Origin of the sequence: Natrarchaeobius versutus (assembly GCF_041205745.1) — an archaeon.
GTDB lineage: Archaea > Halobacteriota > Halobacteria > Halobacteriales > Natrialbaceae > Natrarchaeobius > Natrarchaeobius versutus.
In genome coordinates this window covers 110,425-126,467 of record NZ_JBGFCC010000013.1, presented here as the reverse complement: position 1 = coordinate 126,467, position 16,043 = coordinate 110,425, and the positions used below count along the sequence as shown (strand labels likewise).

Genomic DNA, 16,043 nt, shown 5'->3' with positions numbered 1-16,043 from the left:
ACAGCTCGTCCTCGCCCGAAGAATTATCATGGCAAACGTGGTCTGTTCAGCCAGCAGAATTTCCATAGGTGAGCGATCACAAACTGCACAGATCACCTCACAGACCCTGCCACATTCTCGCGTTCGATTCAGCAAAGTTCGAGAGACCAAGACCGAGTGAGTAGAGAGTAAATCCGTGGATGTGACGCCATCAGTTCTACATCGCGTGAATTAGACGTTGTGTGATCTGTCCACTACGACGACACTGTTGTGTCAGACCAGACAGGATTTTGTCGCGCGATGGGCTACAGACGGTATGTCGATAGTGAAGTGGCTGTTTTCAGCACTTCTGATACTACAGGCCCACTTTGCGGCGTCGTATCTCGTTCCGCTGGACAGGGAGGCCCAACGAGAGTTTGGCGGCCTCTTGAAGTGGGTCTGGCCTTGGAGCGATGGCGATAGCGGACTGTTGGGCCAGCTGACGGTGTCTTCCGACCTGCCGCTTCTCGGATTGTTCCTCGCGATAATCGCGGCGACCCTCTTTTTCTGTGCCGCCCTTGCAGTGGTAGAGATCTGGGTTCCATTCGGCTGGTGGCGGATACTGGCTGGAGGTGGGGCCATCCTGTCGCTCGGACTGATGATGGGGTTTTTCGGCGCCACGAAGGTGTTGCCGATCGGCCTCAACGTCGTCGTTTTGTGGGCCGCCGTAACCGGTTGGCTCCAGCCTCCCGGGTGATAGCGATATCCACCACCACGCGATGATCAGAATAGTGTCCGCGAATCGGAACGCTGTGAACAGTGATAACAGAAATACAACGGTGTAGAGTACGTGGTACGTCGTCGGAGCGGACGGAAACGGAAGCCACCGAGGTTCGCCTCGAGGGATACGTTCAAGACCGTCCTCGAGCCAGAAACGGGTATGTTACGTTCGTTCGAAGGAACGGAGCCGCGGGTCGCCGACTCGGCGTACGTCGACGAGACGGCGGTGGTCATCGGCGACGTCGTCATCGAAAACGAGGCGAGCGTCTGGCCGAACACCACGCTTCGCGGCGATCACGGGACGATCGTCGTCGGGGAGCGCGCAAACGTCCAGGACAACGCGGTGTTACACGAAGACGCCGAACTCGAGGCCGAAACGACGGTCGGCCACAGCGCCATCGTCCACGCGGCGACCGTTGCCGAGGGCGCGCTGGTCGGGATGAACGCGGTCGTCCTCGACGAGTCACACGTCGGCGAGGGCGCGGTCGTCGCGGCCGGCAGCGTCGTCACCGAGGGAACCGAGATTCCACCCGGGACGCTCGTCGCCGGAGCGCCGGCCGAAGCGAAAGGCGAGGTCGGTGATCCGCGCCTCGAGGCGACGGCCGACCGCTACGCCGAGTTGGCGAACAGACACGCCCGGTCCTCCGAACGGATCGAATGAGTGAAACGGGGCCCACCCACTCGTCGGCCGAACACACCGTGGCGGCCGCCGCTCACCAGTTCAGCGTTCTGTTGACGGTCGGTTTCGACGATCTCCGGAGGAGTGTTTCCACCGGCCCAGAGCCGAATGCTTCCGTCGGTCCATAACCGGATGCTACCGTCGGTCCGGCTGTACGCTTTCCGATCCGCTCGCACCGGCGATCACCCGCGAGAGGCGACGCCGCCACTCGCGCTGTTGTTCGAGTTCCGCTTCGACCGTCTCGAGACGTCCCTCGAGGTCCTCGACCGTGCGTCGAAGATCCGCCGAGGATCCCTCGACGGGTTCGCCGTCGTCACGGTGGCTCCGGGAGTCGACTCCGCCATCGGGTGTGGGGGACAACTCGGTGCGCGCCTCGTCGACGTCGATACGCATCTCCTCGAGGACGTATCGCGCCGTCTGTTCTTCGCCGAGACGCTCCTCGAGGGCCTCGATAGCCGCCTCGAGGCTGTGTATCCGGGATCTGGCCCGTTCGATCTGGGGATCGGTACGACCGCCGGGCCGAGTAGAATCCACCGATTCTCGAGGTGTCGAACCGGCTCGTGACTCGGTTCCCGACTCGAGTTCCGCGAGAAGTGCGTCGACCGGGAATTCGGTCTGAACCGCCCTATCAGACCGGCCAGTAGCGCCGGTGTCGATGTTCCAGTAATCGATGGCGCGGATAAACTCGTGATCGAGTGCGCCGACGATCGCCGAGGCGGGGACGGTCGTCTCGAAGGCCAGTTCGACGACCGAGGTCGACGGATCGGCTTCCGCGAGGGGTGGGAAACTGTCTCGAACGTCGAGGGCGTTTCCGAGTTCGCGAAACAGCCGTCGTTTCCCATCGTCGTACGTCTCCTCCGCGTCGAAGTAGATTCGAGCGTAGTACAGATTCCCTGGCTGAGCGGCCTCCGCTGACGGTTCTCGGTCGACTGCCGCCTCGGCGTCTTGGTCCATGATCCACTCCCCACAGACAAACAGTTCGGAGAGAAAATATATCTTGCTGTCAATTTCGAGAAAAACGGCCGATCACCGCCACGACGAGGGGAAACCCTGATACGGTCACCCATCCAATCGCTCGCCATGAGCGAATCGTCGTGGACCGATCGGATCGTCGGAGAACGAATGACGGTCGATCAGGAGTTCTCCGCTCGAATCCAGGGCTCGGAGTTTTCGAATCAGCAGTGGAGCCTGATCATGACCGCGACCGAGTTCGAGATCGAACATCCCGGCGATCCCGACCGCGCGCGGATCGTCGCAAACACCGACAAAGTCGATCAGATCATTCCCGAACTCGAGAACGTCGAGTCACGGATGGGCGCGGCGGGCGCCGGTGGCTCCGGATCCGGTTCCTCTGGAGGGTTCATCGACTCGATCAAGGGCTCGCTCGGCCTGGGCGGCGGCAACGATCACGCAGAACAACTGGAAGCGGCCGAACGGCTAACCCAGGAGTACGCCGACGAACTCCAGTCACACCTCGAGTCGAAGGGGCGCTGGGACTCCGTCCGGGAGTCGGTCGCCGACCGCGAGTGATCGAACAGGCGATCCGCGACTGGTTGGCCGTCCGATCTGTCGGTCCGAGATAGTGGAGCACCGACAGAACGGCGGCGATTGAGCCGGAAAATCGGTACAGCAAACCGTCTCAGTCGCCGGCCCGAAACATCGTGTACTCGCTGGCCTCGTAGATGTTGATCAGCTCGGTGATCAGTTCATCGTAGGACTCGTCGTCGACCCTGAGCGCGTCCAAGTGCTCGATCGTTTCTTCCTCGAGTTCGACGCTTGGCATACGAGACCGGTCGGCGACGGCGGACAAAACACGACTCCCTGAACGTTCAGGGTCGATCCGGTCGCCGCCGCAAGCCACAGCATCTTTACGCACGCTTCCCGACCGTAGGGATATGTCCGACGACGTAGAGACGGTGACGTTCTCGATCGAATCCGAAGACGACGCCGACGAAGTCACGATACCAGCGGGTCTCGTCGACCTCGTCGCCGAAGGTGAACAGACGGACGCCGAGACAGTCGGCGACGTCGTGTTGCTCTCGTTCGCCAGTCGCGCCCACCACCTCGTCCACCACGGCCACGGCGCCGACGAGGACGTAGAGGCCCAGGAGGCACGCGTGATGGACCTCTTCGAAGAGCGCTTCGGCGTCACGTTCGGCGAAGCAACCGGTCACCAGCACTGAGCCGTCTCCGTTTTCACCAGCACTGATCGCGTCGCCGCTCGAGTCCCCCGCCAGACGAGACCGCGACCTTCGGTTTTGAGGATGTCGTCGAACGCGTCTCCGACCGAACGCTGGCGGTCTCCGCGACGATAGCTACGACGACGAACCGACGATTGTGCCGATCGATCCTTGGAGGGCGGCGGCCATATCGGTGTCCTCGTCGTCTACATCGCCATCGTCACCGAGATTGGTCTCGCCGTCCGAATCTTCGCCGCCGTTCGTCTCGAGATCGCCGCCCGCGTCGACTCCATCGTCGTCTCCCGCCCCAGTTTCGGCTCCGGTTTCGGGGTCGCCGTCGGGTTCGGATTCGACCCCGTTCGGTGAATCTCCCTCTGCCTCGGGGTCGGGCTCGGGTTCCTCGTCACCGTTCGGCTCGTCGAACGGTTCGTCGTCGAACGGCTCGTCGTCGAACGGATCATCACCGATCGGATCCTCCGCTGGTTCGCCATCGGCCGGCTCCTCGGTCTCGACGTCCTCGTCAGTAGCCGGTACCTCGGCCGAAATGGTCGCCGAGAGTTCGCTGTCACCGATCGCGACGGTGTGCGTCGACTCCCCTTCGGGAAGCGTCGACGTGAACGTCACGTCCGTCGACTCGCCGCCCTCGAGTTCGACCGGCTGGTCGGCGATCGTCTGTCCGTCGACCGCGTAGGTCGCCGTCTCCGCTCCCTCGAGATCGCCTTCGTTGGCGATCGAAGCCCTCACCTCGATCACCTCGCCAGCTTCTCCGGTGTCGGGTGCGGACAGATCGGTGACGACGAACTCGGCCGGCTCCTCAGGCTCTTCGATCGTCACGGTGGTCTCGGCGGTCTCGTCCTCGCTCGAGACCGCGGCCGTGTACTCGCCGGGTGCGACGCCCTCGGTCTCGTACTCGAGGTCGACCGTCGCCGCCTCGCCGGGTTCGAGATCGACAGTCACAGCGTCGACGAGATCGTCGTCGATCGACAGTTCGATCTCCTGGGTATCGTCCGCGTCGCCGCCGTTTTCGATTTCGGCGAGGACCTCGAGGGTCTCACCCACCTCGACGGGCGAGTTCGTCTCGGAAATAGAGACGCCGAAGAACGGTTCGCCGGGGTCGATCTCGCCGGCGGTCTCCGTTTCGGCGGTGGGCCACTCGTCCTCGTCGTAGTCGTAATGGCCCATGCCAGCCCGCCAGACGAGCCGTTCGTCGTCGTCTTCCGGCGTCCACTCGACGGTGAACTCGCCGCCGTCGGCCGAGAGTGCGTCGATCGGCTCGTCGACGGTCGTCCCCTCGAGGAACTCGCTGTCGACGATCAACTCCGCGTCGTTTGGGTTCTCGTAGGTGAACGTCACGTCGATCCCCTCATCGGTCGAGGTCGTTTCGGCGACGTCGAGGTCGGGTAACGCGGGTCGGACCTCCTCGAGACAATCCGCGGCGTCCGGGTTCGGGTGGTCGATCTCGCCGGGGATCGCCTCCGGCGAACTGATTCCCGTGATGGCCGCGCCGAACTCGCCCGGTGGCACCTCGACCGTCGCCCCATCGTCCGTCTCTGAGACCGCGAACACCTCGCCGATTTCGAAGACGATCGTTCCCTCGAGGGGCGCCTCGACGTCGTCGCCGACGGTGATCGCGTACTCGCCCATCGTGTTTCCGAACCCACTCGACTCGTAGAAGCCGGTCGCGACGATCACCGTCTCGCCGTCCTCGAACGTCCCGGTTATCTCCGCGCGCTGACAGTCGACAAATTCGACGTCGTACTCGGCCGGGACGTCCACGACGGTGTACTCGATCGACTCCGCCTCGATGACCGGCGCGTCGTCTACGTCGACGGTCTCGAGAACGGTCGACTCGTCCTCGCCACCGTCGACGGAGAGCGTCTCGAGAACGTCTCCGCCGATCGATTCCTGGGCACCATCCTCACCGTCGTCGGGGGATCCATCGTCGTCGTCGCCGTCGTCCGCCGATTCACCGTTCGCTTCGTCGACGTCGTCCAGCGACACGAGCGCTACCTCGAGCGTCTCGTCGTCTTCGAGCGGTGGGTCGATCCCGATGCTTTCGTTTTCGACCGTCTCGCCGGCGTCGAACGGGACGGTTTCACCGCGTTGCTCGCCGTCCTCGTCGGTGACGACGATGGCAAACCGAACGTCAGCGCTCGCCTCCTCGACGACGACCGACTCGCCGTCACCCTCCTGGTCGCTCACCGAGAGGGTCGACTCGGGGTCGTCCGGCGGCGCGTCGACGACCGTGTACTCGATCGACTCGTTCGCCAACTCGTCGTCGTCCGCGAGCGCCCGCACCGAGACGTCGACGGTCGCGTTCTCCTCGAGCGTCGGCTCGAGATCGAGTTCGAGCGAGTCGGCGGCCTCGCCCGCCTCGAAGGGGTCGCTGTCGACCCGTTCGCCGTCGTACTCGGCTGTAACGACGTACTCGACCGACGCGTTCGCCTCGTCGACGACGAGCGTCTCGCCGTCACCCTCCTGATCGCTCACCGAGAGGGTCGCCTCGGGCTCCGTCGGCTCCTCGACCGTCACGAACGCCGCGTCGAGCACCGGTCCGCCGCCGTCGGCGACGTACGGCTCGTCTTCCTCACCGTCGGTCTCGGCGTACTGGAACGTCTCGTCGCCCGTGGTGTCGTGGTGGACGACCGCTACCAACGGCCCGCTTTCGGTCAGCGGGTCGTCGAGGGCGATTTCGAGGTCTTCGTATTCGCCGGGCTCGAGATAGTCCGAGACGCCGACGACGCCGTCGGGATCCGCGTCGACGTCCATCCCGTCGTAGATCGCGACGAATCCGCCCTCCGAGAGATCGACGTCGTCGATGACGACGCGCTCGCCGTCTGAGTCCTGGTCGGCGAACGTGATCGTCGCTGTCCCCTCGAGTTCGTCGATCTCTTCGATCTTCTGGACGACCTCGACCTCGACGAACTGGACGAGTTGCGCTTCGTCGTCGGTGTCCTCGGCCACCGCGTAGGCGGTCGCGTCGGATGCCGTCTCTTGTGTCAGCACCTGCAGTTGCGTGACGCTAATTCGCTGATACTGAATCGCGCGCGCCGTCTCCTGGGCCGCACTCTGTGCACCGATCTGGATCTGCGTGACCGACGCCTCCTGGTGTTGGACGAGCGCGCCGCTCGAGGCACCGGTGGCGAGGTACTGGACCTGCGTGACGTCGACGACCTGCGTCTGGAGTACCGCTCCCTCGCCGGCCCCGCGGGCGGCGGCCTGGATCTGCTCGACATCGACGACCTGGTACTGGATCGCCGAGTCGATCGCGCCCTTCGACGCCCCGACCGCGGCGTGTTGGATCTGCGTGATCGACACCTCCTGGTGCTGGACGAGCGTCCCTCCTGCGGCGCCGTCTGCGGCCGCCTGAATCTGTTCGACGGTCGCCTCCTGGCTCCCCTCGATCGCCCCCTTCGCCGCGCCGAAGGACGCTTCCTGTATCATCGTGATCGAGATCCGCTGAACCTGTTCGATTCGGACGGATTGGACCTGTTTCAACGCGCCTTTACCCGCCCCACGTGCGGCGGACTGGGTCTGTTCGACAGTCACCTCCTGTTTCTGGACGAGCGCACCCTTCGCCGCACCAGTCGCCGCCTTCTGGACCTGCTTGATGTCGACTCGCTGGTGCTGTTCGACCTCGAGACCCAGCTCTTGCTCGAGGACCACCTCGCTTGCGCCCTCGAGCGCACCGGCCGACGCGCCGGCGGCCGCGTGCTGGACGTGCTCGAGGGTGATCTGCTGGCGCTGTTCGACGGTGATCCGCTGGTACTGATCGAGAACGCCGTAGGCCGCTCCCTGGGCCGCCTCCTGGATCTTCGGCCCTCGGTCGATTTCCTTCTCGCCGGCTTCGCTGGATGCACCCGCCGCGGCACCGAACGTCGCGACCTGGATCTGTTCGACGGTCACGCGCTGTTGCTGGGCGAGCGCTCCGTGGGCCGCCCCCCAGGACGCACTCTGCATCTGGCTCGCCTCGACCGTCTGATACTGCGAGAGCGCGCCGCCGGCCGCCCCGCCGACCGCGGACTGTATCTGGTCGACTTCCGCCTCTTGGGCCTGCATCAGCGAGCCGTGGACCGCGCCCGCGGTCGCCTGCTGGACCTGTTCGACGTCTGCATCTTGATGTTGGACGACGGCCTCGCTCGCGCCCTCGAGGGCGGCCGTTCGCTGTTCCTGGCTCACCTCGACGCCCTGTGACTGAGCGAGTTCGATCCCCTCGTCGACGCCATCCTCGACGGCGTCTTCGCGTTCCTGACTCCCCTCGAGGGAGACCTGCTGGCCCGAGGAGTCGGCCACCGATCCGGACTCGACGTCGGCCGCCGATTCGGTCTCGAGGCCCGCCATCGAGACGAGGTCGACGTCACCGCCGTTCGTTGCGCCCGTCTCAGCCGCCGTCATGAGGCCGGCACCGGTTCCGCCCGACGCGGCCCCCTCCGTTGAATCCGACTCGAGAACGCCGCCGAGTCCGCCGCCGAGTAACGGCAACGCGACGACGCTCGTCGTCATCAAGAGTGCAACCGCGACGACGGCGACTCCCGAACGAACGCGCATCTACGAACCCTCCGAGCCGTCGCGAAAAACGATCGCCGCGCGGACGACGCTCGCCGCGGGTTCCTCGATTCGTCGTCCAGTCGGGATCGAGACTGTTCGTCGTCCAGTCGGGATCGAGACTGTTCGTCGTCCAGTCGGGATCGAGACTGTTCGTCGTCCAGTCGGGATCGAGACTGTTCGTCGTCCAGTCGGGATCGAGACTGGACGGTGAGCGGTGTCCTCTCGCAGACGTGATCGGCTCGCACCACCGAAGTCACCCCGTCGAGTCGATCCCGTCGTTCTATTCCCCCTCGTTTCGAACCGCAGACTGCCGAAGTACATCCGTCTCACGTGAGCGGATCGAATCCGAGCATAAACGCCCCGGTCGTTCCAGTTGCTCGCGTGAGACAATCGAACGTTACTCCCCGCCTCCGCGAGCACCGTTTCGTTCGCCCGCGCGGATCCGCCGTCCGTCACCGACGGCAAAACCGACGTCACCGCCGACGAAACCCCTGACCTGCCGGTCTTTTCACCGCAAACTTGGGACAGCAATCTCCACGACTCTCGCAACGTTGGCCGCCCTTTGGCGAACACGTCACCTCGATTGAACGTCACTGTCCCGGAGAGGAACACGCGATTTCGAACGATTCTCGGTCGAAGATCTCGGTCGGGTGCCGACGGCCGTAAACCGAAGTTTTAATTCTGGTTTACGGGAGAGGGTGCGTATGGAAACCCACCGAGAGTCGGTCGATCCCGTCGCCGACGACGTCGTCAAATCGTTCGCTCGCGCCGCGATACTTGCGGCGTTGCTGGGAGCGACCGCGTTCGTCACCATTCCGCTCCCGTTCTCGCCGATACCGATTACCCTCCAAGTCCTGTTCGTCTTCCTGGCGGGGCTGTACCTCGGCCCCGTCTGGGGGACCGTCTCGATACTCCTCTATCTCGTCGCGGGGGCGATCGGACTCCCGGTCTTCTCCGGAATGACGGGCGGATTCGGTGTTCTCGTCGGTGAAACCGGTGGCTACCTCTGGGGGTACGCACTCGCCGCTGGGCTGATCGGTCTCCTCGTCCACCGCGGAACCGACCTCCGTGACCCCGCCGACGAACCGGTAGTGATCCTCCTCGGGAGCCTGATCGCCGGAACGATCCTCGTCTACGGAACCGGCGCCGGCTACATGGCCTGGCTCCTCGAACTCGAACTCGGGGAGGCGATTGCCCTCGGCGTGCTCCCGTTCGTTCCGGGAGAGATACTCAAGATCGTCGCCGCGATCGCGATCGTCAAGGGCAAACGGATCACGCAGATCCGATAACTCCGCCGATGATCGAGTTTCGATCCGTCTCGTACGCCTTCGAGGACGTTCCGGTTCTCGAAGAGCTCTCCCTGGTGATCGACGACGGCCAGTTCGTCGTGCTGGCCGGCGCCAACGGCAGCGGAAAGACGACGCTGTTACGCCACTCCAACGGCTTGCTCTCGCCGGACGAGGGAACGGTTCTCGTCGACGACCGCCCGGTCTGTGACGACCTGATCGCCGCTCGCTCGAGCATCGGGATGGTGTTTCAACACCCTCGCGATCAGTTCGTCGCCGCGACGATCGGGGCGGACGTCGCCTTCGGCCCCGAGAACCTCGGCCTCCCGCGCGAGGAGATCGATCGCCGGGTCGCCACGTCGCTCGAGGCCGTGAACATGGCCGGACGCGACGACGAACGAATCGCCGCACTCTCCGGCGGCGAACAGGCCCGCGTGGCGATCGCCGGCGCGCTCGCGATGGAGCCGACCCACCTCGTTCTCGACGAGCCGTTTACCGGTCTCGACGATCCCGCCCGCCGATCGGTGCTCGGGCGCCTCGAGTCGCTGTCAGCCAACGGCACCGGCGTCGTCCTCGCCACGCACGACCTCCGGGACGTTTTCGACCTCGCGGATCGCGTGATCGCGATGGACGACGGTCGAATCGTCGCCGACGCACCACCAGACCGGGTGCGTGACCGACTCGAGGACGTCCCAGTTCGCGTTCCCTAATGCTCACCTACGAACCCGACGAGACGGTCGCCCACCGACTCGATCCGCGATCGAAACTCGCGTTCCAGATCGGATTCGCCGCCACCGCACTCGCACACACGAGCCCCCGTGCGTTGGTCGCGCTCACCGCCGTCGCCGGTCTCGTCCTCGCCGCGACGCGGGTTCCACCCCTCGAGACGCTCTACGCCTACCGGTTCGCACTCGTCATCCTGGCGATCGCACCGCTGGTCGCCGCGGCGACGCTCGGTCCGCCCTGGATCGACGTCGAGCGCGGCGTCGCCTCCGGGCGGGCGAGTTACCGCGTCTTCCTCATCCTGCTCGTCAGCGCGGCCTACGTTAGATCGACGCCCGTTCGCCACTCTCGAGCGGCGATACAGCGGACGATTCCCGGAAAACCGGGACAGATACTCGGCGTCGGCGTCGCGCTCGTCTTCAGGTTCCTCCCCGTCCTCCAGGGAGACCTCAAGACCATTCGTGAGGCGATGGCGGCCCGGCTCGGAACCGAACGCAACGCGGTCGAGCGCATCCACCTCGTCGGCGTGTTGGCGCTGACGCGGGCGTTCGACCGAGCAGACCGCCTCAGCCTCGCCCTCCAGGCACGGTGTTTCGCCTGGAACCCAACCCTCCCGCCGCTGTCGCTCTCGATGATCGACCTCCCCGTCTTCGCCCTGGCGCTCGTGCTCGCGCTGTCCGCGTTCGTCTGATCGTGTCGTCGGGGCTCTCACCGAACGATAGGCCACAAGCCGACAGAAAAACACGGCCGAACGTCACTACAGTGAAACCGACGGGCGCAACTCGGATTCCCCTCGCTCGCCGATCGACCTGCTCGACGGGACGTCGGCCGCCTCGTGCAGTTCGCGCTCGAAGAACGCCCGGTTCGCGCGAATTGTCTCCTCGTCCCACTCCCACCACTCGAGATCGAGTAGTCGCTCTCGAACCTCGCGAGGAAACCGCCACTTGATGCGTTCGGCGGGAACGCCGGCGACGACGGAGTACGGCTCGACGTCGTCGGTCACGATCGCACCGGCACCGACGATGGCCCCGTCGCCGATCGTCACCCCCGAGAGAATCGTCGCCCGCGTTCCGATCCAGACGTCGCTTCCGACCCTGATCGGGCCCGCAGACGTCGGCGGAAGATCGCTCTCGAGTAATTCGTCGTAGAGACGGATCTGCATCGCCGGCTTTCCGGTCTCGTGGTTCGTCTCCTGAAAGGTACACCGTCTGGCGATCGCACAGTAGTTTCCGAGCGCGACGTCGCCGACCAGATCGCAGTTCGGCTCGAGGTTCGTCGCCCGGCCGACGCGAACGTCGCCGTTGAGCACGCAACCTCGACTCAGCCTCGCTCGTGGCCCGAGGTCGACCGCCCCCCGCAACAGACATCCCCTGGATACCCGCGCCGTCGGTGGGATCGAGAGGGTCCTCGAATCCGAGAAGCGACCGACGAGTTCCGACGCGACGGACGGATAGCCGAGGATCGAAAGCGATCGGTCCAAGACGGTGCCGAGGGTCACTGTACTCCAGTCTCTGACATCCCACTTCATATAGTTCATCGAATCAGGGTTAACATTCGAGAAAGCCGACTGATCAAAGGGTTCGGATACTCGAGGTAGGGTGTCGGTCAACGATCGATACGCCGACCCTATACCGGACTCACGAGACGGGGGTTCCGGCGCGGAACGCGCCGATTCATCCGTTTCGATCACACGGGCGATTCCCGTCGATCGGTGGGTGACGGAGACGAGACGAACGTAACGTCGCCGAAAACGGGATCGGTACGAGGGGGGAACAGATCCCTCGTTGACTGTTTCCCCGGCCGCGGGCTATTCTGGGGGGTGGGGGGTGAAATGGCATACGGCAGGGGAACTGCCTCCAGACGAACCGCCTGGATGGGCGTTCAATAGTTTATGGTGATTGCTAATAACATTTTGGATCGAGGAGGCCAGTTGACTCCGCCGACGGAGAGTTGACGTAGCGTCCCGTATGCCGTTTCTCACGACCCCTTTTCGGACTCGCCAGATTGGTCGTCGGAAGAAAGCCAGTGGAGAGAATTGTGAACCACTGTCGGAGCAAAGCTCCTCCCTGATTCAAATCCCTCCAGAACGTCGTTTTGCCTCGCGAATTTGCTCGCCAAAACGTAAGCCGGTGGAGGGATTTGAACCCTCGACCTAATCCTTACGAAGGATTCGCTCTGCCAGTCTGAGCTACACCGGCACGCATCCGCACCCGGTTGCGGGTTCGGAGCGAGTGTACTCATTCCTACGCTCGATACCGGGCATAAGGGTTGCGAATCGTTCCGGTTGTGAGAGGGAATTGCGCAGCCCGGATAGACAACTGGTCACGTCCGCTCGAGTCGGACATCGAGACAGACGTTGAGTTCGTGAGGAGCGTACGATCGGACCGTTCGTCGGGTCTCGACGGTGACGGCGTACTCCGGTTCGGCCGCTTCGCGGATCGCGCGTTCGCCCGGCCCGAACGGATCGTCTTCGTGCTGGATGTCGTAGTAGTGGACGACGCAGTCGTCGCCCGCGATCGTCACGGCCGACTCGAGAAACTCGTCGGCGCTGTGGGGAAGGTTCATCACGACGCGGTCGGCCCACCCTTCGTACTCGGGTGCAATCGCTCGCACGTCGTCGTGGACCGCGGTCACCCGGTCGGCAACCCCGTTACGGCTCGCGTTCTCGCGGAGGTACTCGATGGCGTCGCCGTTGACGTCGACCCCGACGCAGGTCGCGCCGCGTTTCGCGAACGGAATCACGAACGGGCCGACGCCGGCGAACATGTCGAACGCCCGTTCGTCTTCTCGAACCTGTCCGGCGACGCGGTGGCGCTCCGTCGCGAGTCGCGGGGAGAAATAGACGGCGGCGAGGTCGAGGCCGAACTCACAGCCGTACTCACGGTGGACCACCTCGGTGTTCTCGCCGGCGAGCAGTTCCCAGTCGCGCACACGCGTTTCGCCTTTGATCTTCGAGGCCTTGTTCAACACCGTCTCGACGGGGAGATCCGACTCGAGGACCGCCGCGGCGATCTCGGCCGCACGTTCCTCGTCGTCTTCGTCGACGAGCACCGCCCGGCCCAGCCGTTCGTAGGAGGGATCGAACCCGAGGATGTCGGCGGGCGTCGTCTGCGTCTCGCGCTCGACGGCGCTTCGGATAACCACCTCGAGGTCGTCGGCGACGGCGTTGGGGTCGACGACCGGGATGTAGAGGTCGCCCGACTCGACCTCGATCTCGTAGCCGTCGGCGATCAGGTCCGCCTCCGCGAGCGTTCGACGCGTCGTCTCCCCGCGTTCGCGGGGAACGCGAACGAACGGAACTTCCATACCCGTACTCGCTGGTGGAGTGTCCTAACGCCTGCGTTTTCGTCGGGTCGAATCGACGGCCACCGTCGTGAGGGAAGTTCGTCGACTCGGCCGTGTCTCGAGGCGAGCGAAGCGCTTTCGGCGTTCCGGTGTGAGCCACGGATATGGGCATTCGAATGCGACTGACGGCGGTCGAGACGGTCCACGACGAGGGATCGTGGCTGTTCACGGTTCGCGACCGTCACGGCGAACTCGAGGAGATACTGCTCGTTCCCTGCGAGGACGGCGTCGAAGCGTGGGTCAACCGCTGTACGCACGAATCCCAGCGCTTCGACACCGGCAACGGCGCCGCGATCCGGGAAGGGCGAATCATCTGTCCGAAACACGGCTCGCTGTTCGACTCCTGTACCGGCTACTGTGACAACGGCGACGCGGCGGAGACGACGCTTCCGTCCATCGACGTCACGGTCGACGGCGAGGCAGTCTATCTGACCGACGACGACGTCACGTATCTCCACGACGGGGGCATCGACGAGGACGACGAGGACGACGGTCCCGCCTCCACGTCACACCTCTCGTTTTGAGCGCCTTTTTCTTCGCCCGCTAACTGGTAGCCACATGGAACGACGAACCGTCTCGAGCGGGACCGAGTGGGAACCAAAAGTCGGCTACTCGCGGGCCGTCCGCGCTGGATCGCAAGTCCACGTCGCCGGAACGACCGCGACCGACGACGAGGGGAACGTGGTCGGCGTCGGCGATCCGTACCGCCAGACCGAGCGCGCACTCGAGATCGTTCGCGAGGCACTCGAGGAAGCGGGAGCCACGATCGAAGACGTCGTCAGAACCCGACTCTACGTGACGGATATCGACAATTGGGAGGAGATCGGGCGGGCACACGGGGAGGTCTTCGGGGAGGTACGCCCGGCGGCGAGTATGGTCGAGGTCGAGCGTCTGATCGATCCCGATCATCTGGTCGAACTCGAGGCGGTGGCGATCGTCGACGACGGCAGTGAGTAACGGAGTCGTTCGATTCGTTTGCAACGAGCGGGCGCGATCGGGTCGCGCAACGAGAAGATGACAGCGGACTGCGTTCCTCACACGCCGATTCGTCTCGATGGCTGCGAGTGTCGAAGCCGGCGGGCGTCTGTGGTTGCGCGCCGTCGATGGTGGGGGTCCGATCGACGGTCGTCGCATCCACACTTCGGGATCGACGCCCGACGGCCGGCTCGGTGTGTGTGGACGATCGGTGCTCGCAGTTACCTGGCATGACACGAGAGCGTGGACTGACCACGAACGCTCCCGTTCCGTCTCGCAGGAACTCACCTGGGCTTGCAGTGTTCCGAGGGGGAACACGAACCGATTCCACGTCCCGGTCGCCCCGGGACGCAGTCGATGCTACGACACACCGATACTTAAAATTGTCTAATCTAAACTATACTTTAGACTGATCTAAATATTGTGACCAGAGTGGCGAGAGTGAGCGCTCTCGAGAGAGGTTCAGACCTGATACGGTCTGCTGTAAGTCATTTCCGGTGCGACCGCGACCCGTCCTGCGTCCTGCGGTCGCACCGGTAAATCGTTACAGCAAACCGTATGAGACGTCTCGAGGGGCCGAACGTGTTACGTTCCCGTCAAGATGGCCGAGAGGACGAGTGCCAGGACGTAGAGGGCAATTGCGACGAGGATTATCATCGCGCCGGTCGCGATGTCCCACGAGTAAGAAAGGAAGATACCGCCGAAGACGGCCGCCTGTCCGAGCAGAACCGACAGAATGAGACCGTGATCGAAGCTGTCTGTGAGCAACATCGCGGCCGCCACGGGGATAACGAGCATCCCGGCGACGAGAATCGCCCCGAGGACCTGCATCGCCGCGACGACGACCAGCGCCGTGAGGACGATCAACAACGTATCGTAGAACGCGACGTTGATCCGTGCGAGTCGCGCGGCCTCACGATCGAACGTGATGAACAGTAACTGTTTGTGCGTGAGGGCGACTGTTCCGACAACGACGAGCGTCAGCGCGACCATCAACTGGACGTTCTCGAAGGGCACGAACAGTATGTCACCGAACAGGTAGCTCTCGACGGTCGCGTGAAACGTCACGCCGTAGGAGATGACGGCGATCCCGAGTGCGAAGCCGCCGGTAAGCATGATCGCGATCGGAATGTCGGCGTAGCCGTCGGTCTTGACGGCGACGTACTGCATCGCAAGGGCCGCGAGCGTCGCGACGATCAGGGCGAACACCAGCGGATAGTCGAACTGAGGGGCGGCCGCCCCGACGAACAATCCGATCGCGACGCCACCGAAGGCCGTGTGTGCGAGCGCCTCGCCGATCAGCGCCATCTGGCGGTTGACCAGGTACGCGCCGACGACCGGAGCGGTGATACCGATCAGAATCCCGGCGGTGAACCCTCGTTGCAGAAAGCCGCTACAGACGAGCCACGTATCGACGGCGGAACAGGCACTCCCCCAGAAGGCGTCGTAGATGACCGGAAACGCCGTGAGGATGAATGCGGCAGAGACGGACATCATCACGACGAGACCCCCGAGGACGGCGTACTCCTCGCGTCCGAGCAGACGACGGACGGCGTGCTCGACGGCCAT

The 16,043-nt window shown here is 64.1% G+C and carries 15 protein-coding genes and 1 tRNA gene; 9 read left to right on the top strand and 7 right to left on the bottom strand.

Features of this window, described 5'->3' with window-relative positions:
* Positions 1-295: 295 nt before the first annotated feature.
* Both AB7C87_RS23070 and AB7C87_RS23065 read left to right on the top strand, forming a co-directional pair.
* Positions 296-715, top strand: coding sequence for a hypothetical protein (locus AB7C87_RS23070; protein ID WP_369731878.1), 420 nt, complete (start codon positions 296-298; stop codon positions 713-715).
* A 183-nt stretch (positions 716-898) separates the two neighbouring features.
* Positions 899-1,399 carry a gamma carbonic anhydrase family protein gene (locus AB7C87_RS23065; protein ID WP_369731877.1) on the top strand — a complete coding sequence of 167 codons (501 nt, stop codon included), beginning with the start codon at positions 899-901 and terminating at the stop codon, positions 1,397-1,399.
* A gap of 153 nt (positions 1,400-1,552) precedes the next feature.
* Here the strand turns inward: AB7C87_RS23065 and AB7C87_RS23060 are convergent, their stop codons facing one another.
* On the bottom strand, positions 1,553-2,371 hold the full coding sequence (locus AB7C87_RS23060; protein WP_369731876.1) for a hypothetical protein: 819 nt from the start codon (positions 2,369-2,371) through the stop codon (positions 1,553-1,555).
* Positions 2,372-2,497: 126 nt separating this feature from the next.
* Between AB7C87_RS23060 and AB7C87_RS23055 the strand changes: the two genes are divergently transcribed.
* On the top strand, positions 2,498-2,947 hold the full coding sequence (locus AB7C87_RS23055; RefSeq protein ID WP_369731875.1) for a DUF5799 family protein: 450 nt from the start codon (positions 2,498-2,500) through the stop codon (positions 2,945-2,947).
* A gap of 109 nt (positions 2,948-3,056) precedes the next feature.
* Here AB7C87_RS23055 and AB7C87_RS23050 read toward each other — a convergent pair whose 3' ends face one another.
* Positions 3,057-3,200 carry a DUF7557 family protein gene (locus tag AB7C87_RS23050; protein WP_369731874.1) on the bottom strand — a complete coding sequence of 48 codons (144 nt, stop codon included), beginning with the start codon at positions 3,198-3,200 and terminating at the stop codon, positions 3,057-3,059.
* 112 nt (positions 3,201-3,312) lie between these two features.
* On the opposite strand from AB7C87_RS23050, the gene AB7C87_RS23045 reads away from it, so the two are divergent.
* Entirely contained in the window at positions 3,313-3,600 is a 288-nt protein-coding gene (locus AB7C87_RS23045; RefSeq protein ID WP_369731873.1) for a DUF7545 family protein, read from the top strand.
* Between the two features lie 132 nt (positions 3,601-3,732).
* On the opposite strand, the gene AB7C87_RS23040 is transcribed toward AB7C87_RS23045, so the two are convergent.
* A complete protein-coding gene (locus AB7C87_RS23040; protein WP_369731872.1) occupies positions 3,733-8,145 on the bottom strand; it encodes a DUF7282 domain-containing protein in 4,413 nt (1,470 codons plus the stop codon).
* A 704-nt stretch (positions 8,146-8,849) separates the two neighbouring features.
* On the opposite strand from AB7C87_RS23040, the gene AB7C87_RS23035 reads away from it, so the two are divergent.
* From AB7C87_RS23035 to AB7C87_RS23025, 3 genes are read left to right on the top strand one after another with little or no spacing between them, the layout of a single operon-like run.
* Positions 8,850-9,434 (top strand): biotin transporter BioY, encoded by a 585-nt coding sequence (locus tag AB7C87_RS23035; RefSeq protein WP_369731871.1) that lies wholly within the window; start codon positions 8,850-8,852, stop codon positions 9,432-9,434.
* Between the two features lie 8 nt (positions 9,435-9,442).
* Positions 9,443-10,141, top strand: coding sequence for an energy-coupling factor ABC transporter ATP-binding protein (locus tag AB7C87_RS23030; RefSeq protein WP_369731870.1), 699 nt, complete (start codon positions 9,443-9,445; stop codon positions 10,139-10,141).
* On the top strand, positions 10,141-10,845 hold the full coding sequence (locus tag AB7C87_RS23025) for an energy-coupling factor transporter transmembrane component T family protein (RefSeq protein WP_369731869.1): 705 nt from the start codon (positions 10,141-10,143) through the stop codon (positions 10,843-10,845). Before AB7C87_RS23030 ends, AB7C87_RS23025 begins: the two co-directional genes overlap by 1 nt.
* Before the next feature lie 66 nt (positions 10,846-10,911).
* Here the strand turns inward: AB7C87_RS23025 and AB7C87_RS23020 are convergent, their stop codons facing one another.
* The 3 genes from AB7C87_RS23020 to AB7C87_RS23010 form a co-directional block, all read right to left on the bottom strand.
* Entirely contained in the window at positions 10,912-11,682 is a 771-nt protein-coding gene (locus AB7C87_RS23020) for a CatB-related O-acetyltransferase (RefSeq protein WP_369731868.1), read from the bottom strand.
* 596 nt (positions 11,683-12,278) lie between these two features.
* A tRNA-Thr gene (locus AB7C87_RS23015) sits at positions 12,279-12,352 on the bottom strand.
* Between the two features lie 124 nt (positions 12,353-12,476).
* Positions 12,477-13,460, bottom strand: coding sequence for a class I SAM-dependent methyltransferase (locus tag AB7C87_RS23010; RefSeq protein ID WP_369731867.1), 984 nt, complete (start codon positions 13,458-13,460; stop codon positions 12,477-12,479).
* 143 nt (positions 13,461-13,603) lie between these two features.
* Here AB7C87_RS23010 and AB7C87_RS23005 point away from each other — a divergent pair, with 143 nt between their 5' ends.
* Together AB7C87_RS23005 and AB7C87_RS23000 are read left to right on the top strand one after the other, a co-directional pair.
* Positions 13,604-14,023, top strand: coding sequence for a Rieske (2Fe-2S) protein (locus AB7C87_RS23005; RefSeq protein ID WP_369731866.1), 420 nt, complete (start codon positions 13,604-13,606; stop codon positions 14,021-14,023).
* A 34-nt stretch (positions 14,024-14,057) separates the two neighbouring features.
* Positions 14,058-14,456: a RidA family protein gene (locus tag AB7C87_RS23000; protein ID WP_369731865.1), complete on the top strand. Its 399-nt coding sequence runs from the start codon at positions 14,058-14,060 to the stop codon at positions 14,454-14,456.
* Positions 14,457-15,059: 603 nt separating this feature from the next.
* Here AB7C87_RS23000 and AB7C87_RS22995 read toward each other — a convergent pair.
* Entirely contained in the window at positions 15,060-16,043 is a 984-nt protein-coding gene (locus tag AB7C87_RS22995; RefSeq protein ID WP_369731864.1) for a metal ABC transporter permease, read from the bottom strand.

Coding starts and splice junctions, on each gene's coding strand:
- AB7C87_RS23070 (WP_369731878.1), top strand. CDS start 296: ATGTCGATAGTGAAGTGGCTGTTTTCAGCACTTCTGATACTACAGGCC.
- AB7C87_RS23065 (WP_369731877.1), top strand. CDS start 899: ATGTTACGTTCGTTCGAAGGAACGGAGCCGCGGGTCGCCGACTCGGCG.
- AB7C87_RS23060 (WP_369731876.1), bottom strand. CDS start 2,371: ATGGACCAAGACGCCGAGGCGGCAGTCGACCGAGAACCGTCAGCGGAG.
- AB7C87_RS23055 (WP_369731875.1), top strand. CDS start 2,498: ATGAGCGAATCGTCGTGGACCGATCGGATCGTCGGAGAACGAATGACG.
- AB7C87_RS23050 (WP_369731874.1), bottom strand. CDS start 3,200: ATGCCAAGCGTCGAACTCGAGGAAGAAACGATCGAGCACTTGGACGCG.
- AB7C87_RS23045 (WP_369731873.1), top strand. CDS start 3,313: ATGTCCGACGACGTAGAGACGGTGACGTTCTCGATCGAATCCGAAGAC.
- AB7C87_RS23040 (WP_369731872.1), bottom strand. CDS start 8,145: ATGCGCGTTCGTTCGGGAGTCGCCGTCGTCGCGGTTGCACTCTTGATG.
- AB7C87_RS23035 (WP_369731871.1), top strand. CDS start 8,850: ATGGAAACCCACCGAGAGTCGGTCGATCCCGTCGCCGACGACGTCGTC.
- AB7C87_RS23030 (WP_369731870.1), top strand. CDS start 9,443: ATGATCGAGTTTCGATCCGTCTCGTACGCCTTCGAGGACGTTCCGGTT.
- AB7C87_RS23025 (WP_369731869.1), top strand. CDS start 10,141: ATGCTCACCTACGAACCCGACGAGACGGTCGCCCACCGACTCGATCCG.
- AB7C87_RS23020 (WP_369731868.1), bottom strand. CDS start 11,682: ATGAAGTGGGATGTCAGAGACTGGAGTACAGTGACCCTCGGCACCGTC.
- AB7C87_RS23010 (WP_369731867.1), bottom strand. CDS start 13,460: ATGGAAGTTCCGTTCGTTCGCGTTCCCCGCGAACGCGGGGAGACGACG.
- AB7C87_RS23005 (WP_369731866.1), top strand. CDS start 13,604: ATGGGCATTCGAATGCGACTGACGGCGGTCGAGACGGTCCACGACGAG.
- AB7C87_RS23000 (WP_369731865.1), top strand. CDS start 14,058: ATGGAACGACGAACCGTCTCGAGCGGGACCGAGTGGGAACCAAAAGTC.
- AB7C87_RS22995 (WP_369731864.1), bottom strand. CDS start 16,043: ATGGCCGTCGAGCACGCCGTCCGTCGTCTGCTCGGACGCGAGGAGTAC.